Origin of the sequence: Lysinibacillus sp. FJAT-14222 (assembly GCF_001278875.1) — a bacterium.
Taxonomy (GTDB): Bacteria; Bacillota; Bacilli; order Bacillales_A; family Planococcaceae; genus Lysinibacillus; species Lysinibacillus agricola.
The window spans coordinates 1-25,506 of the sequence record NZ_LIYL01000003.1 but is presented as its reverse complement, the minus strand read 5'-3'; the positions used below and the strand labels follow the sequence as shown (position 1 = coordinate 25,506).

Genomic DNA, 25,506 nt, shown 5'->3' with positions numbered 1-25,506 from the left:
AATGCAATAATAGGCCTTTTTTCTTCTATTATTTTAATAACTCGTAACTTGAAAGGGTAAATCATCCTTCCAAGAGCGCTTTGCTATTGTTTGAACATGATGAAAAAGACAGGATGAGTGAACGCTGAAGTACATTGACCGAGTTTACAAACAGCAATACTATAGGAAAGGAAGGGGGGACTCGCTATGACGTATCTCGGTATGATTTTCTTCCAAATTGTAGCTCCTATTTTAATACTTCTAGTACTTGGTGCAGTTTTACAAAAGAAATTTCGCTTTAATTTAAAGGCGCTATCTCAGCTTATTACATACTGCTTCATGCCAGCAGCTGTTTTTGTGAATTTATATGAAACGAGCATAGAGCTGTCTGTACTTGGGGAAGTTGCGTTATTTATTTTACTCTTTATAGGAAGTCAAATGGTGCTTAGTCACTTTATAGCAAAGGGGCTCGGTTTAGTAAAAACAGAGGCTGCAGTGTTTAAAAATAGTGTTGTCCTTATTAATTCAGGCAACTATGGTATTCCGGTCGCGCAAATGATTTTCGTAACACAGCCGATTGGAGTAGCGATTCAGGTCATTCTCGTAATATTTCAAAATATGACGACCTATACATATGGCTTGTACAATTTAATTTCTTCAACAAAATCGGGCATGTCTATTGTAAAAGACTTTCTCAAAATGCCTATTATCCATGCGCTTATAATTGGTGTGGCAATGAACTATTTTAATATTACTATTCCGCAGTTTATAAAAATTCCGGTAGACCATGTGGCAGATGGCTTTATTGCTGTAGCCCTAATAACATTAGGAGCTCAACTATCACAGCTTGAAATTAAATCAATGTTCAATAAGACAGTATTCATTAGCTGTTTTACACGACTAATTATAGGACCAGCTGTAGCTTTACTTATCATTTTTGTACTTGGCTTAGATGGTGTCGTGGCACAATCACTTTTTATAGCTAGTGCTTTTCCGACATCACGAAATAGCTCTAGTCTGGCATTAGAATATGGTGTGGAATCGACAACCGCTGCACAAACGGTTTTATTTTCAACAATTGTAAGCTGTATTACAGTGACGATTGTAATTTATGTAGCGGAACTGTTGTTTACCTAACGGCTGGATGTTATTCGGAAGAAGTGACAGCCATCTGGAGTAAGCGGCTTTCCTTCTGATTTTTAAAAATAAGCTAATCACCAAAAGTTAGGGATTATATTTTTTAAAACGTATGCCAAGTGGAGGCTGGGCGACTCCTTGGGGATTAGCGTCACAGATGAGACCCTGGAGCGAGCAAGTAGGGGAACGAAGGCTAAAAGCATCACGTCCTGTGATAACGCCTTCGTGACCAACATCCTGTTGCCCCAAACGGCTCATCGGACGCCCCCAGGAAAGCGCTCAGCCGGAACGGAAATCAACCACACTTTATGATGATGAGCCGAAAATATTCAAATGAAGCTTCCATCTATTAGCAATATCTGCTACACTAGCATCAAACTTAATAGCACTAACTAGGGGAGTCTGATGAGTCAGGCTGAGAGGGAAACGCATAGAGGTTTCTTGACCCTTTGGACCTGATCTGGCTCATACCAGCGTGGGAAAGTTAATCATTATTGCACTCTCTGTTTTTTGCAATAACTATACCTTTACATTCTTAGCCGGATCCAAAATTTTCTTTGGATTCGGCTTTTTGTCTTCATTCAGCAGAAGACTCCTATCTTTGCGAGTGATGAGATGTATGCGGTTAAGATTCCTTATCAGTGGGTGCCCAAACACCTGCTGAATGAAGACAAGCCTCCGGCGGATGTCACGGATTTTAAAAGGAATGAATTGTGCGGGCACAATTCAAAATCCGGACGCAATTACGCCAAGGCGAAATTGATTTTTTGTTTGGGTGAGCTAGATTCGGTCCTTGTATAAATGGAAAAGGGAGCGAAGTAGTTTATGACAACAGTTAGCGATAAGAATATTACGATTATGTCAAGTTTTGATGGAAGTAAAAAAGTGTATGTAGAAGGATCTCGATCAGATATTTTAGTGCCAATGCGTGAAATTGCTTTAAGTCCGACGACAGGTAGCTTTGGTGAAGAGGAAAATGCGCCAGTACGTGTTTATGATACGAGTGGCCCGTACACAGATCCTGAGTATAAGGTGGATATTACGAAAGGATTGCCAGCTTTACGTAGTGCATGGATCAAAGAACGAGGTGACGTCGAAGAATACGAAGGTCGTACAATCAAGCCAGAAGATAATGGATTCCGCAAAGCTGATGATCCACGAATGAATGAAAATGTTTTTCCGGATTTATCTAGAAAGCCTTTACGTGCGAAGAAAGGTAAAAATGTAACACAGCTTCACTATGCACGAAAGGGAATTATTACTTCAGAGATGGAATTTGTAGCGATTCGCGAAAATATGGATCCTGAATTCGTGCGCTCAGAGATCGCGGCAGGGCGTGCAATTTTGCCCTCTAATATTAATCACCCTGAGGCCGAGCCAATGATTATTGGACGTAACTTCCACGTGAAAATTAACGCTAATATTGGAAATTCAGCAGTGTCATCCTCTATTGCGGAAGAGGTAGAAAAAATGACATGGGCGACACGTTGGGGTGCTGATAACATTATGGATTTGTCGACTGGTAAGCATATTCATACGACACGTGAATGGATTATTCGTAATGCCGCGGTGCCTGTAGGAACGGTGCCAATCTATCAAGCGCTAGAAAAAGTAAATGGTGTGGCAGAGGATTTAACGTGGGAGGTGTATCGTGATACGTTGATTGAGCAGGCCGAGCAAGGTGTTGATTACTTCACGATTCACGCAGGGGTTCTGCTACGCTATGTGCCATTAACGGCTAATCGTGTAACAGGCATAGTATCTCGAGGAGGCTCGATTATGGCACAGTGGTGTTTATATCACCATCAAGAAAGCTTCTTATATACACATTTTGAAGAAATCTGTGAAATTATGAAAACATATGATGTTGCCTTCTCTTTAGGTGATGGTTTACGTCCTGGTTCCATTGCAGATGCAAATGATGAGGCTCAGTTTGCGGAGCTGGAAACGCTAGGGGAATTAACGCAAATTGCCTGGAAGCATGATGTACAGGTGATGGTAGAAGGACCAGGGCATGTGCCAATGCATCTTATTAAAGAAAATATGGACAAGCAGTTAGAGGTGTGTAAGGAAGCTCCTTTCTATACTTTAGGGCCGCTAACAACAGATATCGCGCCTGGCTATGACCATATTACATCGGCTATTGGTGCTGCGATGATCGGTTGGTTTGGTACGGCAATGCTATGTTATGTGACGCCTAAAGAGCATCTCGGCTTACCAAATCGTGAGGATGTTCGTGTAGGGGTGATTACGTATAAAATTGCTGCACACGCGGCAGATTTAGCGAAAGGGCATCCTGGAGCACAGCAGCGTGACGATGCACTATCTAAGGCGCGCTTTGAATTCCGTTGGCGCGATCAATTCAACCTATCGCTAGATCCAGAGCGTGCAGTGGATTATCATGATGAAACATTGCCTGCAGAAGGGGCGAAAACTGCGCACTTTTGTTCAATGTGTGGACCTAAGTTTTGTAGTATGAGAATCTCACAGGATATTCGTAATTATGCAAAAGAAAAAGACTTAAATACGACTGAAGCGATCCACCAAGGTATGCAGGAAAAGGCAAAGGAATTTAAAAAGGCAGGCAGTCAAATTTATCAATAATTATTAAGCGGGCTTGTGTCTATCAAATTAGACACAAGCTTCATTTTGGTTCATCACCAAAAGTGGTGGCCCGACGCCCCGGGAAAGCGCCCAGTCGGAACGGAAATCAACCACACATTATGGTGATGAGCCCTCATTTTGTCATTAAAATAAAAAAAGCTCCATGCGAAGTTGCGCTTCACATGGAGAAAAAGTTGGATTTGGATATCAATAATAAGAATAAGTGGAAAATTAAACGTTAGTTGCTTGTTTTTCGTATGGGTTTGAAAGATCCATACCCTCTAATGAAAGACCCATAGCTTTCGCTACACCTTCACCATATGCTGGGTCAGCTAAATAACAGTGAAGGATATGACGACGTTTGATGAACTCTTCAACTGATGCCATATCATTAGCCGTATTTTCGAATAGGCGTTGTTGCTCTTCGGCAGTCATTAGGCGGAATAATTTACCCGGCTGCTCGAAGTAGTTGTTGTCATCTTCACGGAAGTCGTGGATGCCAGCGTTACCGTCAATACGTAATTCAGGCTCTTTATAGTCTAAATTATGCTCCCATTCACCATAGCTATTTGGTTCATAGCCTAAAGTTGAACCAAGATTGCCATCGAAACGCATAGCACCATCGCGGTGGAATGTACGGAATGGACATTTTGGTGCGTTTACTGGGAGCGCGTAGTGGTTCACACCTAAACGGTAGCGTTGTGCATCTGCATATGCAAAGATACGACCCTGTAACATTTTGTCTGGTGAGAAGCTAACACCAGGAATAATGTTAGATGGTGCAAATGCTGCTTGCTCAACTTCAGCAAAGTAGTTGTCCGGGTTTTTGTTTAACTCGAATTCGCCCACAGGAATTAATGGGAAGTCTTTTTTATACCATACCTTTGTTAAGTCGAATGGGTTATATGGTAATTCACGAGCTTGTTCCTCTGTCATTACTTGAATGTACGTTTTCCATTTAGGGAAATCGCCTTTTTCAATGGCCTCATATAGATCACGTTGTGAAGATTCACGGTCGTTACCGACTACCTCATTAGCCTCAGCACCTGTTAAGTTTTTAATGCCTTGATCTGTACGGAAGTGGAATTTCACCCATACGCGCTCGTTTTCAGCATTAATAAAACTATAAGCGTGAGAACCAAAACCATGCATATTGCGGTAACCAGACGGAATACCACGGTCAGACATAACAATTGTTACTTGGTGAAGTGCTTCTGGTAATGAAGTCCAAAAATCCCAGTTTGAATTAGCGTTCTTCATATTTGTACGTGGGTCACGTTTTACCACGTGGTTTAAATCTGTGAAGTGTAATGGATCACGGAAGAAGAATACAGGCGTGTTGTTACCAACTAAATCCCAGTTGCCATCTTCAGTATAGAACTTAAGGGCAAAGCCACGAATATCGCGCTCAGCGTCCGCTGCACCACGCTCACCCGCAACTGTGGAGAAGCGTGCAAACATTTCAGTTTTCTTCCCAATCTCTGAGAAGATTTTTGCTTTTGTATATTTAGTAATATCATGCGTTACAGTGAAAGTACCGAATGCACCTGAACCTTTGGCGTGCATACGACGTTCAGGAATAACTTCACGGTTGAAGTTTGCTAATTTTTCAACTAGCCATACATCCTGAAGTAATAGAGGGCCACGAGGACCTGCTGACATTGAATCGTGGTTGCTTACTACTGGAGCGCCACCTGCTGTTGTAAAACGACGGCTACGATCATTTTGGTTTGTCATATTAGTTTACCTCCTGAAGAAAAAATTGTGAGTCAAACTCTTCATCAATAACTATAACAAATATAAACTAGAATTTCTAGTAAATTATAATAATTATCGTTAAAGAATTTCTATATTTAGATACAGACTATAAATATATGCTAGATTTGAAGGGTTTATGAATAGTATTTGCCGCAAATTTAGCTTTTCAAAACATTTTCGAGAATTATTTAATAATAGCTTGTAGGGAATAGATGCTTAAATTAAAGTGAATTTCTTTGTTTATCTATTCTCATTGAAAATAAAATATGCTAATTGAAAAATCTTTACTACTTTTTAAGCTTTACGATAACGATTAGGAGTAATGCCGATGTGCTGTTTAAAAATTTTAATAAAATAATTCGGATCATCAAAACCATTTAAATAGGCAATTTCACTAATAACAAAATCCGTTTCTACAAGCATTTTTGTGGCATTTTGAATTCGCACTTGCTGTAGGTAACGTTTAAATGGCAAGCCTTGCTTCTTTGAAAAGATCGTACTTAAATAATTAGGGCTAATCCCCAATTTATGCGCAACGAAGGGTAAAGATAACTCGCTATCCTGAAATTGTTGATCGATAATTTCTATTGCTAGTTCTACATAGTCAGCTCGTTTCTCAGTACGTGCCTCCCGAGCTAATTCAATAAGTTTTTGTGTGAATGATATGATGCCATTTAGAATGGTATAAAATATAGGATGCTCAATAATCAAATGAAAAAGCTGACGATAATTTTGTTCAATGGCAGCTTTCTCATTTAATTTATACTTCAGCATAAAGCGTCGAATTTGCGCCAAAACACTCGTTAGATGAATACGTAAGTCATCTTGCTCGTAATAAATTCCTTCATTAGATAGTCGATATAAAAATGCTTTGACGGCTTCAAGATTCCCATCCTCTAAACTTCTTATAAGTAATTGCTGCTCCTCTGGTGTTAGCAAAGGATCAAGGGGCTGTGTCTCAAACTGTTTGCTCGCATAAAAAATGTGCCCATAGCCTTCGTAAAAGCTTTGATGCAGTGCACGCTTGGTTAAGGTATACATATTCTTCATGGTTGTAGGTTCCCTATCATAAATTCCAATATTTAAAGAGCTATTGTTTGTTAATCGCCATTCTTTCATTAGTGTACGAACATCCTTTTCTACGATTTTTAAATCTTCCGTTTGAAATAAGCAGACGATTCTATCTGATAAAGGATAAATCTTCATATGATAATAAATAGGCGTTTGCTGGAGCCAGTTGTACAGCTTATTAAATATTTCAGAATGCTCAGGCTCGATCATTGTGAAATGTATATTTGTCTCTAAGGAACTAGTTTTACTACCTAAAAATAGTTGGTAGTAAAAAGATTCATCTGTAGCTTCTTGGTACACTTCTTGTGCCTTTGGTGTATGAAGAGAAATGGCGGTGAGTTTTTGTTTTAATACTTCTAAATCAATGGGCTTAACAAAAAGATGTGCGACTTGTAAATCAATTGCTTTCAATGCATTTTTAAATAATGGCTCTGTCGTCGTAGCTAGAATAGTCCCTGAATATTTTTGTAAAACACGATAAAGTGTAGTTAAACGATTATTTGAGAATAAGTCGATATTCAGCAGTATTACCTCAGGCTCAAATTGCTGGATACATTGAGGAGCCTCATCAATAGTTGTACATATTTCAATCGTTACATCTCCGGGAAAATACGTATGTAAAAACCAACGAATACCTGAAAGCTCAGTGGAATCTCGGTCAATTAATAACAACCTCATGACAATCATCCTTCCTTAAAATTATCTAGTTTCGTAAAAAAATACTATTATATTATTAAAAATAACAAAAAATCTGAAATAATTCATGTTTCCTCTTTTAAAATTCTCTATTTTCTGAAAAAAAGAGTTTGTACAATGAGATTAGAGTAATTGTTATTTATCTTCATTCAGCTTTTTGTAGCGAAAGCAACAAATCCTTTCTGCGCGAAAGCGAAGCGACAGCGGCAAATCTTTTCTGCGCGAAAGCAAAGCGACAGCACAATTACGCCAAGGCGAAATTAATTAAAGCATTTTTACATAGCTATAAAGGGAACAGGGGGATGTCATTATGAAGTCTATCATCGAGCTCGATGGCAGTACATTAACGAGACAGCAAATAGAGGGAATTGTAAAAGGTCGTTCTACGGTAGCGCTATCAGCTGAAAGTGTGGAGCGTGTACGTTTAAGTAGAGAACGAATTGAAAAGCGTTTAGCTGAGGGGCAAACAATTTATGGTGTGAATACAGGCTTTGGGAAGCTAAGTAATATAAAGATTGAAGAGGAAGACATTGAGCTTTTACAGTTGAATTTATTGCGCTCAGATGCAACAGGTGTTGGTGAACCGTTCCCAACAGATGTTGTACGTGCAATGATGGTTTTGCGTGCCAATGCTTTAGCGCGTGGTTTTTCAGGGATTCGCCTAGAAACAGTGCAGCTACTATTGGCTTTTATAAATAAGGGAATACATCCAATTGTACCGTCTCAAGGCTCGGTTGGAGCAAGTGGAGATTTAGCGCCGTTATCACATTTGGCTTTAGTGCTAGTAGGTGAAGGCAAGGCAGAGTTTAATGGAGAGATTGTGAGTGGCAGTAAGGCGTTACAGCAAGCTGGACTAACGCCTGTCCGACTTCAGGCTAAGGAAGGGCTAGCGCTTGTAAATGGTACCCAAGCAATGACGGGTATCGGGGTTTTAACAGTGAACGAGGCAGAGCGTATTGGGCTAGCGGCAGATATGGCAGCAAGTTTAACGCTTGAGTCACTGAAGGGTATTACTTCCGCATTTGATCCAGCGCTTTTGGCGGTAAGGCCACACCCGGAATTAGAGCTTGTTGGAGGACGAATCCGTAAGTGGCTTGATGGAAGTAAACGTGTGACAAAGCAAGGTGAAATCCGTATGCAGGATGCTTATTCACTACGTTGCATTCCACAAGTGCATGGTGCTTCATGGCAGTCATTTTTCTATGCTGAGGATCGCGTGCAAACTGAAATGAATGCAACGACAGATAATCCGATTGTTTTAGAAAATGGTGACGTATTGTCTGGTGGGCATTTCCACGGCCAACCAATTGCATTAGCAATGGACTTTTTAAAAGTCGGTGTATGTGAATGGGCTAATATTTCGGAGCGACGTACAGAACGTATGGTTAATCCCCAGCTTAATGAAGGTTTGCCACCATTTTTAGCGACAAATCCTGGTATTGAATGTGGACTAATGATTGCTCAATATACAGCGGCCTCTATCGTATCCGAAAACAAAGTATTGGCACATCCTTCAAGTGTAGATTCTATACCGACATCAGGTAACCAAGAGGATCATGTGAGCATGGGTACGACATCAGCTCGCCAAGTACGCCAGATCGTCCATAATGCCGCTCGTGTCATTGCGATAGAAATGATTTGTGCATCACAGGCGATTCATTTAGATAAGGCAGAAGAGCAATTATCTCCAACAACGCGAAAGTATTTAGAAAAAGTGCGTGAATTTTGCCCGCCACTGTTAGCGGATCAACCAATCGGCGATGAAATTGAAGCGCTTGCAAAGTATTTATTAACGAGTGATGTTCTATTGAATGAGTATATGTAAGCTTTAAGGCGATAACTTCCTAGAGAAAATCCAAAAAATCTTTCAACTTGTTCGGATGAACTGGGGATTTCTTTCAGAAAGAGCATTTCCATGGGGGGAATAGGATGGAATTTCAACAACAAGAGCTGAGGCAAGACTCGAATTTTCGAGTCTCCTCCGCTTTCAAGATGATTGCCTGTAGTTTAGTCGGAATATTTAGTTTTTTCATCTCGTTTGAATGGCAAAGCAAGAATACAATTTTAATTGATCACATTGTGAACTTTATTCGCGCCGAAGCACCACTGCTTGTAACTGCATACGTACTCATAATGCTTGTAGGTGGAGCGATTCATCCATTCCTTACTAAGAAATGGAATAAGTCGATAGTCAATATCGTGATGTCAATCTTTAAAGTGGGCGGTATGATTGCGGGGACTATGTTAATTTTCAATATAGCTCCTGCATGGTTAGCGGATGAAAGTATCGGCCCGTATTTGCTGGAGAAGCTTGTTAAGCCAGTGGGAATTCTAATTCCAATCGGGTCTTTGTTTTTGGCACTTCTAGTTAGCTATGGGCTGCTTGAATACATCGGTGTTTTAACACAGCCGTTTATGAAGCCTATTTTTAAAACACCGGGACGTTCAGCAGTGGATGCAGTGGCCTCATTTGTCGGCAGTTATTCGGTTGGCTTACTTTTAACGAACCGTGTTTATATGGAAGGTCGCTACACAGCGAAGGAAGCTGCGATTATTGCAACAGGTTTTTCGACTGTATCTGCAACGTTTATGGTTGTCATTGCAAGTACGCTTGATATTATGCAGCATTGGAATGCGTTTTTCTGGGTGTCGCTCGTTGTAACATTCGTGGTCACTGCGTTAACGGCGCGCATTTATCCACTTCGTTCCATGAAGGATGAATACTACAAGGGTACGACGCCGATGCCAGAAAAGATTGTTAAGAAGGACCGTTTTAAAGAAGCATGGCGTCAAGCGATGGATGCGGTTGAGCAAAATCCACCTTTATCTAAAATTTTATGGATGAATTTAAAGGATGGCTTCATCATGGCGATGGGGGTTATTCCGTCGATTCTATCAATTGGTCTGTTAGGCCTTGTACTGGCAACATACACACCAATTTTTGATTGGCTTGCGTATATTTTTGTCCCATTCACATATGTGTTACAAGTTCCAGAACCATATTTAGCAGCGAAAGCGCTGTCATTATCGTTAGCAGAAGTATTTTTACCAGCGCTTGTTGTCACACAAGCAACACTTGTAACGAAATTTATTGTGGCAGTTGTATCAATATCGGCAATTTTGTTCTTTTCAGCCGTTATTCCACTTATTTTATCATCTGAAATTCCATTGACATTGCGCCAAATTTTACTCATTTGGTTTGAGCGTGTCGTATTAACTTTAATCATCGTAACACCAATAGCATTTTTACTATTTTAAAGGAGCGTGTTTTTTTATGGTAGTCAAAACAAATATTCGTGCACCACGTGGGAATGAATTATCTTGTAAAGGTTGGACGCAAGAAGCTGCAATGCGTATGTTAATGAACAATCTAGATCCTGAAGTAGCAGAAAATCCAGATGAGCTAATCGTCTATGGTGGAATCGGTAAAGCGGCGCGTAATTGGGAGAGCTATGAGCAAATTATTGCGTCGTTAAAAGAATTAGAGAATGATGAAACACTTCTGATTCAATCGGGGAAACCAGTAGCTGTATTCCGTACGCATGAACATGCACCACGTGTATTAATTGCGAATTCTAATTTAGTGCCAGCATGGGCAAATTGGGAGCATTTTTATGAGTTAGAGGACCGCGATTTAATGATGTACGGTCAAATGACGGCTGGTAGCTGGATTTATATTGGCGCACAAGGCATTTTACAAGGAACATATTTATCATTCGTAGAGGCAGGCAAAAAAGTATTTGGCACGGCAGATTTACGTGGCAAATTCATCCTTACAGGTGGTATGGGTGGCATGAGTGGTGCACAGCCTTTAGCTGGGAAAATGGCTGGCGCTGTCATTTTAGTAGTCGAAGTGGATCGTGCTCGAATTGAACGTAAAATTAAAGAGGGCTACTGTGATTATCTTGTGGAGACAGTAGATGAAGCGATTGAATTAGTCAATAAACTACGTGACCAAAAAGAGCCTGCGTCGATTGGTCTTGTTGGCAACTGTGCAGACGTTAATCGTGAGCTGTTGAACCGAGGAATTACCCCTGATTTTGTAACTGACCAAACATCTGCCCATGATCCGATAAATGGCTATGTTCCAAATGGCATGACGTTTGAGGAAGCACTTGAACTGCGTAAAAGTGATGTAAAGACGTATGAGCGAAGAGCAAAAGAGACGATGGCTGAGCATGTTCGTACAATGCTTGACTTCCAACAAGCAGGTGCAGAAGTATTTGATTACGGTAATAATATTCGTGCTTATGCCAAAGAGATGGGTGTAACAAATGCCTTTGATTTCCCAGGTTTTGTTCCAGCGTATATTCGTCCGTTATTCTGTGAGGGTAAGGGTCCATTCCGTTGGGCTGCACTGTCAGGTAATCCTGAGGATATTTATAAAACAGATGCACTTGCAAAAGAAATGTTTGCTGAAGATGAAGGTCTAGTAAATTGGATTGATATGGCGCAAGAAATGGTGAAATGGCAGGGGTTACCGGCACGAATTTGCTGGTTAGGCTATGGCGATCGTCATCGTTTTGCATTGAAGGTTAATGAAATGGTTGCCAATGGTGAGCTATCAGCACCGATTGTCTTTGGTCGAGATCATCTAGACTCAGGCTCTGTTGCATCGCCAAATCGTGAAACAGAGGGTATGCTTGATGGCTCTGACGCAGTATCAGATTGGCCAATTCTAAATGCACTTGTTAATACAGCAAGTGGTGCTAGTTGGGTAAGTGTGCATCACGGTGGTGGTGTAGGTATGGGTTATTCTCAACATGCTGGTCAAGTGCTAGTAGCGGATGGTTCTGAGCAAGCTGCAGAGAAGATTGCACGAGTGTTAATTTCCGATCCAGGAATGGGTGTTGTGCGTCACGCAGATGCTGGCTATGAAATTGCCATTAATACAGCAAAGAACAAAGGTGTGCATATACCGATGCTAAAGGATGATGCTAAGTGACGATTTTAATCAAAAATGCCAATGAAGTGATAACGTTAAAAAGTGCCGTAGAAGGTCCTCGTACAAAAGAACAGATGCGTGACATTGCAATAGTGGAAAATTGTAGTGTGTTAATGGAGGGAAATAGCATTATTGCAGTTGGGCCAATTGCACAACTAGAAGCGGATTTCCCTGATCTTGTAAAGGTGGCTGAAGTTATTGACGCCTCAGGTAAGATTGTTATGCCGGGTCTCGTCGATTGTCATACGCATTTAGTTCATGGAGGTACACGTGAGCAGGAGTTTAATATGCGACTCAATGGTGCCACATACATGGAAATTATGAATGCGGGTGGCGGGATTCATGCCACAACAAAGCGTACACGAGAAACTAGCTTTGATGATTTATATAAAAAAACGATGAATCATTTAGATGTGTTTTTAAAGCATGGTGTCACAACGGTTGAGGCAAAATCAGGCTATGGCTTGGATTGGGAAACCGAAAAGAAACAGCTTGAGGTAGCTGGGAAATTGCAAGCCACACACGATATTGATGTCGTTAGTACCTTTATGGGGGCGCATGCTGTGCCACGTGACTATAAAGGACGTGAGGATGAATTTGTGGATATAGTCATTCACGACATGCTACCGAAAGTGGCAGAGCTAAACCTTGCAGAATTCAATGATGTATTTTGTGAAAAAGGTGTATTTACGCCAGAGCAATCACAACGCATTTTAGAAGCTGGAAAAGCGTTGGGGTTAACACCGAAAATTCATGCAGATGAAATTGAGCCTTATAAGGGAGCGGAGCTAGCTGCGGAAGTAGGGGCGATTTCGGCGGAGCATTTACTAGTAGCTTCTGATGAGGGTATACAAAAAATGGCTGAAGCTGGCACGATTGCCGTGTTGCTACCTGGCACAGCGTTCTTCTTACGTGCACCATTTGCAAGAGGACGCCTAATGATTGATGAAGGGGTACCTGTAGCTATATCAACTGACTTTAACCCCGGCTCATCCCCAACGATGAGTCTGCCCTTTATTATGAATTTAGCTTGTATGCATATGGGTATGACACTAGAGGAAGTGTTAACGGCGACAACTATTAATGCAGCGTATGCACTTAACCGTGGACATCAAATTGGCTCTCTTGAAGCGGGCAAACAAGCTGACGTCATTATATTGGATGTTGCCAATTACAAGCAGTTGCAATATTTCTACGGCATGAATCATACAAATACTGTAATTAAAAATGGTCGAGTTGTCGTACAGGATGGTATTCTTTTGACAAATCAATTAGTAAATTAAATATTAACAAGGCATAGATAGGGCAGAAATGCTTTATCTATGCCCTTTTTTAATTAAGATGTACTCCAATATGTACCTTCTATTTCCTTAAAAAATAAAAAAGAGTTGAAAATGTGAACTGGAAAAGTTATTATGTTATTAAATAGTAATTCGTGAATTGTGAATTACTAAAGGCGATTGAACAAATTATATACTTGGATACCCGCGCGTCCCGGGAGAATACCCGCGGAAGCGAAGCAAATACCTGCGCGTCCAGGGAAAATACCCGTGGAAGCGAAGCAAATACCCGCGCCCAACGAGGAGTCATTACGTTTCATATGCATCTTCATCATCAATAGTTGAAAACATTGTATCAAAGGAGTTTTATTAAATGACAAAATTTCGTTCACAAGAAGAAGTTCTTGCGAATTATGATTCTTCTAAATATCTAACACCTGATGGCTATACGTCAGATATCGCAATTTTTACAATAACATCTGAAAAAGTAGAGGAAAAAGCACCACCAATGATGACGCTTAAAATCATGTTGATTAAACGTGCTGATCAAGATAATGAAGGAAATCCAAATATCGAAGGTGGAAAATGGGCGCTTCCTGGCGGATTTGTAGATGCGACAAAAAGGGAAACCGCCTATATGGCTGCTAAAAGAGAATTGAAGGAGGAAACGAATGTAGATGGTCTACACGTTAAACACTTTGGTGTCTACGATGACATAGATCGTGATCCTCGGGGTTGGATGATTTCAAATGCTTTTTATGCCATTGTTCCGGAAGTGCACATCGACCAGCGTCAAGCTAATGATGATGCGGCAGAAGTAGAGCTATACGATATAAGCGAAGTGTTCAAACTCGAATTAGCCTTTGATCATCGAAAAATCATTTCTGACGCTTTGGAATTTATTAAGAAAGATATGGTACAAACAACAGTTGCTAAAAACTTTTTACCAGAAGAATTTACGTTATCAGAATTGCAAAGGGTTTTATTAACAGTGGGAAATGATCCACGTGTTTCAAATGATTCTGTGTTCTTTACAAAAGCACCTAAGTTGCCTTTTATTGAAAAAGTATTAGACGGAGAAGGAAAACCAAAGAAAACAAAAAGAAATTCATTTAGACCGTCGCAATTATATACTTATAATGACTTTGAAATCGTAGAGTCAATTTATCATTAGGAAAGCATCTGTCTTTCCTAATAAATTTTGAATATAGTAATTTGTAATTCGTTAATTATTAATTAAAAAGAAAATGGAGTGATGGAAATGCAAAAACGTGCATTGATTAATATTGATTATACAGAGGATTTTGTAGCGCCAGATGGAGCTTTAACTTGTGGAAAACCAGGGCAAGTATTGGAAATGGCAAATACACAATTAACAAAGGAATTTATCTTAAACGTCGATTTTGTAGTTTTTGCCATTGATGTTCATGAAAAAGAAGATAGCTATCACCCAGAAACAAAGCTTTTTCCTCCGCATAATATTCGAGATACAAAGGGGAGGGAACTATATGGTTCCTTAAAAGAATTATATGAAGAAAATAAAGATCTAGATCATGTCTACTACTTGGATAAAACAAGATATTCTGCTTTTGCAGGCACGGACTTAGAGATTAAATTGCGTGAAAGAGGAATTACTGAATTGCATTTAATAGGTGTATGCACGGATATCTGTGTTCTTCATACAGCAGTAGATGCCTATAATAAAGGATTTAACATTGTTATTCATAAAAATGCGATGGCGTCTTTTAATCAAGCGGGGCATGAATGGGCGTTAGGACATTTCGAACATTCTCTCGGAGCTACTATTATTTAAATGGAGGAAAAGGAAATGAAATATGCAGACGATAGCTTAATGTTGCACACGGACTTATATCAAATTAATATGGTCGAAACATACTGGAACGATGGTACTCAAAATCGAACAGCAGTTTTTGAATTGTACTTTCGACAACTTCCGTTCGGTAATGGATATGCGATATTCGCAGGTTTAAAAAAGATTATGGAGTTTATTAAAAACTTTGGTTTTTCTACTAGTGATATTCAATATTTACGTGAGGAAGGAAAATATTCAGAGGAATTTCTGAAATATCTTCAAAGTCTAAAATTTACAGGCACTATTTCTGCTATGGAGGAAGGTGAATTGGTATTTGCAAATGAACCCATTTTACGAATTGAGGCTCCATTAGCGGAAGCTCAACTAATTGAAACGCCTATATTAAATATCGTTAATTACCAAACTCTAATTGCAACGAAGGCTTCACGCATTAAACAAGTGATTGGAAAGGATATGGCGATGGAATTTGGCACTCGTCGCGCCCATGAATTTGATGCGGCTATTTGGGGAACTCGTGCAGCTTATATTGGTGGTTTTTCAGCTACTAGTAATGTAAGAGCTGGAAAATTATTTGGCATCCCTGTGTCAGGTACTCACGCACATGCCATGATACAGGTATATCGCGATGAATACACTGCATTTACAAAGTATGCAAGTACACATAAAGATTGTGTTTTCTTAGTCGATACGTATGATACGTTGCGTTCGGGTGTTCCTAATGCGATCCGGGTCGCAAAGGAGTTTGGAGATAAAATCAATTTTGTAGGAATTCGTTTGGATAGTGGAGACTTAGCGTATCTTTCAAAAAAAGCAAGAAAAATGCTAGATGCAGCTGGCTTCACTGAAGCGAAAATTATAGCATCCAATGATTTAGATGAATACACGATTATAAATTTAAAGTCACAAGAAGCTAAAATTGATACATGGGGAATCGGAACCAAGCTCATTACAGCCTTCGATCAAGCCGCTCTTGGTGGGGTCTACAAATTAGTATCTATTGAAGATGAAAATGGAAAAATGGTCGATACCATTAAAATCTCTGGAAATCCCGAAAAAGTAACTACTCCAGGCCGCAAACGTATCTACCGAATTATTAACAAAGGGAATGGTCATGCTGAAGGAGATTATATTGCATTAGACTATGAAAATCCTCAAGAGGAAGAACGCTTGAAAATGTTTCACCCTGTTCATACTTATATCAGCAAATTTGTTACGAATTTTACAGCAAAAGAATTACATCAAGATATTGTAGTAAATGGCTCTATCCTTTACAAGGAACCAACGCTTCAGGAAATTCAAGCATATGTAGAGGGGAATTTACATCTACTATGGAATGAGTACAAACGAACAATGAACCCTGAAGAGTATCCTGTTGATTTAAGCCAAGCTTGTTGGGATAACAAAATGACAAGAATTAAGGAAATTAAAGATAAAGTCACGAAGATGGTGAATGAGATAAATTAATAGGGAAGTAAAATGGAGGGATAGATAATGGCAAAAATAGGAATTTACGGATCATCCTTTGATCCAATTACAAATGTGCATCTTTGGACCGCAAGCACAGTCGCACATCGCTGTAAATTAGATAAAGTGATTTTTTTACCTTGCTCAAATAAACGCAAGGATAAGGATATCAAAACAGAGAATACTCATCGATGGAATATGCTACAGCTTGCTATTGCAAAGGATGAGCGTTTTATTGCAGATTCATATGAAATGGAGCAAGAGGGTTGGAATATTTACACGTATGACACGATGAAATATTTTAGAGAACAGCACCCGAATGATGAAATTCATTTTATTATGGGTGCCGATTTATTAGTTGATATTGGGGCAGGGTTGTGGAAAAAAGGAGATGCATTAGTAGCTGAAAATAAATTTATTGTGATGGCAAGGCATGGAATTGATATGTTATCAACGATTAGTCGTTCTCCAATTTTAAGGAATCATGATGATGGAAGATTTCATTTGATCGACAAAGGCTTAGCAATGGAAATTAGTTCTACCTATATCCGAGAAGAATTCGCAATGGGCGGCGAACCAAAATATTTACTGCCTGACGTTTGTTATGACTACATTAAAGAGCATGACCTTTATCAAAAATAATCTAGTATGGCCTACATGATAAAAGAGTGTGGTTTAATACCGCACTTATTTTTATTTGGCTCATCATCAAAAGGTGGGGATGCCATTTGTTAAATCGTATCGGATGTCCCCAAGAAAGCGCCTAGCCGGAACGGAAATCAACCTCACGTTATGGTGATGAGTTTTTTATTTCGAAAAGATGGTGAACTTTCTCATATATAGTTTTGGGTAAGATATAATAACTCTAAGAGATATAGCAAACATGCAAGTTGCTGTAATTACAAAAGGTTTTGTGTATCACCTTCAGTAAAGTGCAAGGACTAATGTTAGAAAGGAATTCTTGAATGTGCAGCTTACATTAACATTTCTTATTTTAGGAGCGACAATTTTTGCATTTGTGACTAATAAAGTACGAGCCGATCTCGTTGCGATTGTGTCACTTCTTGCTTTTGTCATTACAGATATTTTAACGCCAACAGAGGCGCTCGCTGGTTTTTCGAACTCTGTAGTTTTAATGATTGCGGGGTTATTTGTTGTGGGCGCAGGAATTTTGCGCACCGGACTTGCAGGGATGGCAGGGCGATTATTATTGAAATGGTCAGGTGATAGTGAGCTGAAATTATTTATACTATTGCTCATTATTGTAGGGGCTGTAGGTGCCTTTATGAGTAATACAGGTACAGTAGCTTTAATGATGCCTATCGTTGTTAGTATTGCCATCAGTATGAAGGAAAGTCCATCAAAATTCTTGCTACCACTTTCTTATGTTGCGAGTCTTTCAGGGCTTATGACATTAATAGCTTCACCAACAAATTTAATTGTGAGCCAGTTGTTGGTCGATCGTGGCTATAATAAGCTAGGATTTTTCGAAGTGACACCCATTGGAATTGTAGGAATGGTTGTTGGTATTACTTATTTAGTACTCGTGCGCAATATTCTTTTGCCAAATGAAAAAAATCGTACACAAACAAAAGCTGGCTATAAACTATCTCCAAAGAAAATTATAAAGCAATATGATTTAAACAATCGTTTGTTTAAAGTGTTTGTGCCAGAAGATTCAACTATTATAGACGCAACATTGGCAGAATTAAAGCTTCCGGCCAAATATACGCTATGTATGATGAAAATTCACCGACGATCACAAGAGGGTATTAATTTATTACCGATGACATATCAGGAAATGGCGGGTCCAACAAGTGTGATACACGCCAAAGATGAATTGTATGTCCAAGGTGAGGAAGAGAATATTCGTCGCTTTGTTTCGGATTATAGTCTAGAGATGCAGGAACTAGCTGAAGGAGAGGCGGATGAATTGGTATCGAAGCATCTTGGTATTGCCGAGGTATTATTAACGCCAAATTCTAGCTTTATTAATGAGACTGTCAGCACCCTAGGCTTCCGAGAAAAATATAATCTTAATATTATCGGCATTAATCGTAGAGGTGGCTATAAACTTCAAGATATGGTGACGCATAAATTGAAATTCGGGGATGCCATTTTAGTGCAGGGAGCATGGGATGAAATTCTATTGCTTGCAAGGGAAACGCAGGATGTTGTTGTTGTGGGTCAGCCGAAGGAGCATGCGAGTGTTGCGGCAGCAACGGGTAAAGCAGGTGTTGCTGGTGTCATTATGCTTTTAATGATTGTGTTAATGGCTTTTGAAATTTTCCCTGCTGTCATTTCCGTTATGATTGGTGCCGTACTGATGATATTAACGGGCTGTTTGCGTAATATGGAAGATGCATACAGCAATATGAATTTTGAAAGTATTGTGCTTGTAGCTGCAATGCTTCCAATGGCAACTGCTTTGGAGAAAACAGGCGGTATGGTCATTTTATCAAATGGTATCATTAACGCACTAGGAGATTATGGACCATATGGGGTACTGATTGGTGTATATATTTTAACAGCTGTTTTTGGACAATTTATTAGTAATACGGCCACTGCTGTATTGTTTGCGCCGATCGCTATGAGTGCTGCGATTGCAATGGAAGCAAGTCCAACGACATTTATGATTTCTGTTGCTGTAGCAGCAAGTATGGCGTTTGTCACACCGATAGCTTCCCCAACAAATGCACTTGTGATGACAGCTGGTGGTTATAAATTTATGGACTTTGTGAAGATCGGAATTCCACTACAGATTATTATGTTCATCGTTATGATGCTAGCAATTCCATTTTTCTTCCCATTTTAAAAACTCGGTTACTCTGTAAAATTAAAGACAAGTGAATGTATTATAAAACAGTAATATCAAGAGGTTGTCTTTAATGTCACACATTATATTAAATTAATTAGTACATCACTCATATATAGTGGTGTACTATTTTTATTTTTTAGACCTCTAAATAAATTCATCTGCTACCACTACTAACCTTATAAAGGGAATATTCACAAATATTAAGTATCGCGATAAAGTAGAAACGTACATTCTGTTTTTAGGCAATGACTTGAAAGAATATAAAGTAAAAGAAGTGGCTGATTTATTAGATAAACACGAAGAAACTATTAAATGTTGGATACGGTCAGGAAAGTCCCCTAAAGCGTACAGAAATAGTGATAAAGAAGGTTGGAGAGTTATTGAATCTGGCGTATCAAGTAGTTACCCTTACTCTTCCTTCTGAAGAGATGTTATCAATCCTATCCGTCGTGGTAATAAAACGAACCTTAGAAATGTGAAGACTCCTGATGGGTTCATCAAAAAAGCAATACGTGAAAATTAAGTCCGATTTCAACTCCTTTCGAAGACATTAGGCAAAATGAGAGTATGACATATCACGAAAATGTTAGAAAACCCCGAATATAAACAACAAGCGAGAATCTACCATCCCTGTTAATAACGGGTTGAAAACAGATTAAATTCATAAAGTAAGGTGATTAAATATGTGTGCTAAATATTATTACCGATATTGTCCAGAAGGAACCGAAAGTCGTTATGAATTATTGGTTTTTTATAAAGACGGACCTTTTCTACCTTTAACAGACTATTACCACGATTGTATAGGGAGGAATGACAAAAGTACGGCTAATAGCTATTTGAACAACCTTATTCCATTTTTCAATTGGTTGGACGAATATAGCAACTATCAAGGAAAAAGGGTTCAATGGGATGACAAGCCGGAAGTCATATGAGTAGTTGTGGAAGATTATCTGATGAATGAAATGTATTGTAAAGTTAGAGAAAAAGATGCCTTTTGGTTCGTTAACAAAACAAACAAAAGCATTAAAACAGTAAGTCGTTTTCTTTCAGCATTAAGATCATTCTATAAATCTCTGATTAGATTAAAAAAATACAAGTTTGCTAATCCTATGATAGATTAGATTCTTATGCCATTTTAAATGAACATAAAAACGAAGGTGTAAGGAAGGACATGCCCCGTATGCCCTCTGGAGCAGGAACGGAAGAACCTAATTCAAGCAGAAGATTAACAGATTCTTATTTTAAGCTAATAAATGATGAATGGCAGCCTGAAATTATTGGCGATAAATTCCTCCCTTTCGAAGTTTATAAAGCAGGCAAAAAGGTGAATTGGTCGCTCACTGAAACGCATATGTATGAATATTTTAAGGGGACTATCTTTGTAAATCATTCAGATGACCAGAGAAGTAAGTTTTTAAGATATTATAAAAGCTGCTCTTACAATGCGGAGAAATGGATTAAAACAAAGTTGTCGGAAGAGAATCAAGAATATTTTGAACAATTCGCTTTGCCACTACCTACTTACGATTCAAGAGATTTCGGATTCACGAAAGCAGCGAGAGAGCAAGCTCGAAACACCCGTAAGAGTGAAACGGATGCCATCGTGGATTTCCTACCTCAAATTCGAGCCGAAGGACATTTTCGTTGGAATCAAATATGCCGATTACGAAAGAGGTATCTAAAGGCGTGTGAAGAAGTAAAAAATAATGATTTAGAACTTCCTTTCAATTTTGAATACAATGAGCCTGAAAGGATTGGAGAACGCTTCTTTTTTCGCCTTTGGGACAGACCATCTTTTTTATCGCATCATGAGGATCAATTTAGTCAGAGGGCTATCAAAATAGCGAATAGCCGTACTTTAACATATTCGCAACTCACCGATCTTTAAGTAAAGCACCCCGTTAGTGAAAATAATTATAATTTTACTGTCCAAATTTTATAGATGATTTGACCATTTATTTCTGTTTTTCCTGTACAGACACCGATTTGCAAATTGTTATAAACAGCCCATTGAGGAAAAAGGGATGCTAAATATTTAATTACCTTTTCATCAGGTGTTGCATATCCTACATTATTTTTATCACTTAAATAGGCAACAAAATCTGGATATAATGCTTCTGTCCATTCTTTAACTTCAAACTCCGAATCAAAAATACGGTTATCCTCTTTATAGCTTCCATTTATCCATTTAACATTCTCCATTGAATCCACCTCATTTCCAAGTTTCTCTACAATTATTGCTATACTATTATGCTAACCTGCACCTTTAGTTCAATAAGAAAAAAGGCTTCACTCCTTCTTGAAGTAAAGCACTCCGTTAGTTTAAGTACATAACTTCACAATCTGCTGGTCAAACGATGCCTAAATTATGTATTAAAAAGCAATCAACGTTGTTCGTGTATCGTTTTCATCTGTAATATACTCAATATTTGTGTAACCAGCAGTTACTGCCTTAGAGAATAAATGCTTAACGGTTACTTGGTCTTTGGAATAGATTGTTACATAGGAGGAATCGACCAATAGGAGTACAAATGTACATTCACTTTCAATAAATTCTTGATAAGTTGCAATCTCTCTCACATCTGACTTTTTCGGAAATCCTTTTAAATCAACAAATATAAGATAATAATCTTCTCTTGAAATTTCCTTATATAGTCCTTCCTCATTTAACACGCTGATATTTGGAAATAGGGGGTCCCCTAATGTATTATTTTCAATAAAATATGATTCTCCACCACCGATTTTCCAAGTTAATCCTTTTAAATTGATGCCATCTAATATCTCTAACAAATATTTCCCGTAAGCGTTTGGAATTTCAAAAGATATACCTCTCACTCGTAATCCCCATTTCTCTTTTTTTAATTAACCTGCCCCGTTAGTTGAAGAAGAAAAAGATGGATCGCTGTGGAATCCCATCTTTAAGTAAAGCACTCCGTTAGTTTAAGTGAAAACCTTCACAATTTTTTTTGCTTTAACAAAATCTAATCCCTTTATGTGTAGAGGCATATCAAAAAGACGCCTCCTTACTAAAGAAAAGCGCCCGTATTGAAGAAGCACCCCCTCTTTTATTACATATTATCCTTCGTTTAGTCCTTTTCATCCTTAACAAAGAAATTAATCTCCTTTAAGTGCTCATATATGTGCAGCGTATCTAATTTGGATAAAATATTCCGAGTTTTAATTCAACTATTTTTATGCTAATACCATTGACTCTTACCAGAGTCTAGTCTTATTATATTTATATTGACTCGATTTATTACAAATAGTCATCAAAGGAGAAGAACGTATGCCTAAGATCATAAGTGAGCAGGAGAAGGAGCATATCAAAAATGCAATGTATATCAAAGGAATAGAGCTCATTCGTAAGAAAGGCATGAAGCGAGTTACGGTTGACGATATTACAGCAGCTGTGCAAATAGCCAAAGGTTCCTTCTATACCTATTATCCTTCAAAGGAAGAATATCTCTACCACATTATGAAGCAAAATGAGCAAGCTTTACTTGACCGAGTTCTTGAAATCGGAGCTAGCTCGGGACATTTTAAGGACAAGATTACGCATGCACTTCATGAAATTTACTTGGCGCCAGATAGTCTTGCACTCTATGTTCAGCCATCGGACCTAGAATATTTGCTGCGCAAGCTTCCAGATCCTATTAACAAAAAGGAACAGGATAAATCCAAAACTAATTTTCAAAGTACAATGAGTGGCTTGGGAATAGAGGATGCTCAATGTGATTATAGCGTACTTGCGAATTTAATGGATGGCTTACATTTTATCGCCTCAAATCAAAACCAATACGGTGAACAAGGAAGGACACAAGCATTAAGCATTCTTGTAGAAGCAATTGCGGAATATCTAAGCAAGTGCAAGCAAAATTCAACCAAAAATAACTAGAGGAGGCATTCATATGAATCAATCTTTGATTATTTTCATAGCGGCTATTGCCTGCATCAGTATGGCGATTTATTGGTTTCTCTATACAAAGAAGCGTGCAACAGCTTGTCATATCCTTACACCAAACGGAATAGATGAGGGCGAGTATGTGACGATCGGTGGAATCCAGCAGTTTTTATATCATCGTGGTGAAAATAGGGATCACCCTGTCCTCTTATTCCTGCATGGAGGTCCTGGCAGTCCGATGCTTCCTTTTGCCCAAGACTTTCAGTTTCCTTGGGAAGATAAAGTAACCGTTGTCCACTGGGAACAACGAAACAGCGGTAAAACCTTCTTTGCGAATGATCCACAGAAAGTCACGCCGACAACAACGATTGAACAAGCGTTACAGGATACATATGAAGTTGTGAGCTATTTACAAAAGAAATATAACCAAGAGCGAATCCTTCTACTTGGTCATTCATGGGGTTCTATCTTAGGTAGTCTATTCACCATACAATATCCGCAGATGGTTCAAGCCTATATTGGAGTTGGACAAGTTGTAAATATGTTTGAAAACGAACGAATTGGCTATGAGAAAGCATTGGAATGCAGCAGACAAGTAAAAAATCAGAAAGATATTAGCACCTTACAGGCTTTAAGTCCGTATCCCGAGCGCCATTTTAGTGATGCCATGGTCAAGAAGCTTATGAAACTTCGTAAGTTGCAAGGTAAGTATAAGCTTGCGATGCAACCATCACTTCAACTAGTTATGAGCGTACTATGTTCTCCCTTTTATTCGCTCAAAGATATTAAATACATGTTAATGAGCGATGTACTAGAAATAAAACAGCGTGCTATTTTGGAATTTTTGTTTAAGTCCTATGATCTGAACATGGTAACTTCAGACTATCAAGTTCCAGTATTCTATATCCATGGCGAGGATGACTGGCAAACTCCTTATTCTCTCGCTCGCACATACTTTGATCAACTCAAGGCGCCAATGAAACAATTTTACTCCATACCAAATGCTGGACATGCGACGATGCTTGATCAGAAGGAGCTATTCAACGAAGCTTTATTCGACATTATCGATCAAATCAAACATTAATTACCAAAGCCATTCCATCATAGCACCATGATGGAATGGGACTCGAATATCTCAACCAAGTCAGTATGCACAGGCTCCACAATATATGTCAAATGCTCTTATACAACTAAATGACCCGATTGTTAAAAAAAGCCAATGACTATTGTTCAACTAGACTGCCCCGTTAGTTGAAAAGCAACAATCTTTTAGAAAACAACCTATATCTTTTATTGCTTAGAAGTTTAAGAAATAGGCTTTAATGGACAATTAATAATTGATATAAGCTCCTATTAAATTACTGCAACATTAGATTGATTTAATTGTTGTAGTAAATAGAATTATCTGTGGTAAAAAAGAGGATAGATAGAGCGAATTCATTTTAGCTCTCCTATCCTTTTAATTTCTATACATATAATGTGTGACATTAAATAAGAATTCACTATTTAAAATAGCTTCAGCTTATAACTTGACTTTTAATAAAATTCTATACCGAGTTTTTTGTTTGAATTTTTTTTGTGAAAAACAATTTTTTAATAGAGATTATGATAAGATTATATTTTAGATAACAATTAAACATTAAATTAGCTTCAGACTTGTGAGTCTAATATTAAATTATTTTCTTAATCATTATAATAGGAAGTTTCTCAATGAAGTAAAAAACTAAAAACTTTTTTCAGAAAAAATGTTGACCTTTTTAAAATAAGAGTGTAGTATTATACAAGTCGCTAAGACATCTACTGAAAAACAATTAAATTAAATAAAATTAGTTGTTGACATAGAATGTGCGACATGATATTATATAAGAGTTGCTGCTGAAAAAACAGCGACGAAATGAACCTTGAAAACTGAACAAGCAAAACGTAATCAATAAAGTTTTTAAGTAGCTAACCTTGAGTTGGTGAACGAAACAAAATTTTGGACATCAAACATGATGCCAGCAAAACAATTTGAGCTAA

Annotated in this window: 19 protein-coding genes, 1 pseudogene and 1 riboswitch; of the genes and pseudogenes, 16 read left to right on the top strand and 4 right to left on the bottom strand. The window is 38.5% G+C overall.

Features of this window, described 5'->3' with window-relative positions:
* Positions 1-186: 186 nt before the first annotated feature.
* Positions 187-1,116 (top strand): AEC family transporter, encoded by a 930-nt coding sequence (locus tag AN161_RS01505; protein WP_053592614.1) that lies wholly within the window; start codon positions 187-189, stop codon positions 1,114-1,116.
* Between the two features lie 384 nt (positions 1,117-1,500).
* Positions 1,501-1,615: riboswitch (TPP riboswitch) on the top strand.
* 326 nt (positions 1,616-1,941) lie between these two features.
* Complete coding sequence (gene thiC / locus AN161_RS01500; protein ID WP_053592613.1) at positions 1,942-3,720, top strand: phosphomethylpyrimidine synthase ThiC; 1,779 nt, start codon at positions 1,942-1,944, stop codon at positions 3,718-3,720.
* Positions 3,721-3,951: 231 nt separating this feature from the next.
* On the opposite strand, the gene AN161_RS01495 is transcribed toward thiC, so the two are convergent.
* Both AN161_RS01495 and AN161_RS01490 read right to left on the bottom strand, forming a co-directional pair.
* On the bottom strand, positions 3,952-5,457 hold the full coding sequence (locus AN161_RS01495) for a catalase (RefSeq protein ID WP_053592612.1): 1,506 nt from the start codon (positions 5,455-5,457) through the stop codon (positions 3,952-3,954).
* Positions 5,458-5,772: 315 nt separating this feature from the next.
* On the bottom strand, positions 5,773-7,227 hold the full coding sequence (locus tag AN161_RS01490; RefSeq protein ID WP_053592611.1) for a helix-turn-helix domain-containing protein: 1,455 nt from the start codon (positions 7,225-7,227) through the stop codon (positions 5,773-5,775).
* Positions 7,228-7,355: 128 nt separating this feature from the next.
* Between AN161_RS01490 and AN161_RS28435 the strand changes: the two genes are divergently transcribed.
* The 12 genes and pseudogenes from AN161_RS28435 to AN161_RS01435 all read left to right on the top strand — a co-directional run bounded on the left by AN161_RS28435 (position 7,356) and on the right by AN161_RS01435 (position 21,474).
* Positions 7,356-7,559 (top strand): hypothetical protein, encoded by a 204-nt coding sequence (locus AN161_RS28435; protein ID WP_143114548.1) that lies wholly within the window; start codon positions 7,356-7,358, stop codon positions 7,557-7,559.
* Positions 7,556-9,070 (top strand): histidine ammonia-lyase, encoded by a 1,515-nt coding sequence (hutH, locus tag AN161_RS01485; RefSeq protein ID WP_053592610.1) that lies wholly within the window; start codon positions 7,556-7,558, stop codon positions 9,068-9,070. Before AN161_RS28435 ends, hutH begins: the two co-directional genes overlap by 4 nt.
* Before the next feature lie 104 nt (positions 9,071-9,174).
* On the top strand, positions 9,175-10,503 hold the full coding sequence (locus AN161_RS01480; RefSeq protein WP_053592609.1) for a YjiH family protein: 1,329 nt from the start codon (positions 9,175-9,177) through the stop codon (positions 10,501-10,503).
* 16 nt (positions 10,504-10,519) lie between these two features.
* Entirely contained in the window at positions 10,520-12,190 is a 1,671-nt protein-coding gene (hutU, locus tag AN161_RS01475) for a urocanate hydratase (protein ID WP_053592608.1), read from the top strand.
* The gene (hutI, locus tag AN161_RS01470) at positions 12,187-13,473 is read left to right on the top strand and encodes an imidazolonepropionase (protein ID WP_053592607.1); all 1,287 of its coding nucleotides are present in this window, start codon (positions 12,187-12,189) and stop codon (positions 13,471-13,473) included. Before hutU ends, hutI begins: the two co-directional genes overlap by 4 nt.
* A gap of 370 nt (positions 13,474-13,843) precedes the next feature.
* Positions 13,844-14,644, top strand: coding sequence for an NUDIX domain-containing protein (locus tag AN161_RS01465; protein WP_053592606.1), 801 nt, complete (start codon positions 13,844-13,846; stop codon positions 14,642-14,644).
* An 87-nt stretch (positions 14,645-14,731) separates the two neighbouring features.
* Positions 14,732-15,283 (top strand): isochorismatase family cysteine hydrolase, encoded by a 552-nt coding sequence (locus AN161_RS01460; RefSeq protein WP_053592605.1) that lies wholly within the window; start codon positions 14,732-14,734, stop codon positions 15,281-15,283.
* 15 nt (positions 15,284-15,298) lie between these two features.
* The gene (locus AN161_RS01455) at positions 15,299-16,768 is read left to right on the top strand and encodes a nicotinate phosphoribosyltransferase (protein ID WP_053592604.1); all 1,470 of its coding nucleotides are present in this window, start codon (positions 15,299-15,301) and stop codon (positions 16,766-16,768) included.
* Positions 16,769-16,795: 27 nt separating this feature from the next.
* Positions 16,796-17,410, top strand: a complete 615-nt coding sequence (nadD, locus tag AN161_RS01450; RefSeq protein WP_053592603.1) for a nicotinate-nucleotide adenylyltransferase — start codon at positions 16,796-16,798, stop codon at positions 17,408-17,410.
* A 319-nt stretch (positions 17,411-17,729) separates the two neighbouring features.
* The gene (locus tag AN161_RS01445) at positions 17,730-19,583 is read left to right on the top strand and encodes an SLC13 family permease (RefSeq protein WP_082339573.1); all 1,854 of its coding nucleotides are present in this window, start codon (positions 17,730-17,732) and stop codon (positions 19,581-19,583) included.
* Positions 19,584-19,836: 253 nt separating this feature from the next.
* Positions 19,837-20,106 (top strand): annotated as a pseudogene (locus AN161_RS30420) (DNA-binding protein); the annotation flags it as partial.
* Between the two features lie 660 nt (positions 20,107-20,766).
* Positions 20,767-21,474, top strand: a complete 708-nt coding sequence (locus AN161_RS01435) for a hypothetical protein (protein WP_053592601.1) — start codon at positions 20,767-20,769, stop codon at positions 21,472-21,474.
* A 26-nt stretch (positions 21,475-21,500) separates the two neighbouring features.
* Here AN161_RS01435 and AN161_RS01430 read toward each other — a convergent pair whose 3' ends face one another.
* Complete coding sequence (locus tag AN161_RS01430; RefSeq protein ID WP_053592600.1) at positions 21,501-21,788, bottom strand: hypothetical protein; 288 nt, start codon at positions 21,786-21,788, stop codon at positions 21,501-21,503.
* Between the two features lie 171 nt (positions 21,789-21,959).
* Positions 21,960-22,421 (bottom strand): DUF2691 family protein, encoded by a 462-nt coding sequence (locus AN161_RS01425; protein ID WP_053592599.1) that lies wholly within the window; start codon positions 22,419-22,421, stop codon positions 21,960-21,962.
* Between the two features lie 451 nt (positions 22,422-22,872).
* Here AN161_RS01425 and AN161_RS01420 point away from each other — a divergent pair, with 451 nt between their 5' ends.
* Both AN161_RS01420 and AN161_RS01415 read left to right on the top strand, forming a co-directional pair.
* Positions 22,873-23,481 carry a TetR/AcrR family transcriptional regulator gene (locus AN161_RS01420; RefSeq protein ID WP_053592598.1) on the top strand — a complete coding sequence of 203 codons (609 nt, stop codon included), beginning with the start codon at positions 22,873-22,875 and terminating at the stop codon, positions 23,479-23,481.
* A 13-nt stretch (positions 23,482-23,494) separates the two neighbouring features.
* A complete protein-coding gene (locus tag AN161_RS01415) occupies positions 23,495-24,571 on the top strand; it encodes an alpha/beta hydrolase (protein ID WP_053592597.1) in 1,077 nt (358 codons plus the stop codon).
* Positions 24,572-25,506 lie beyond the last annotated feature (935 nt).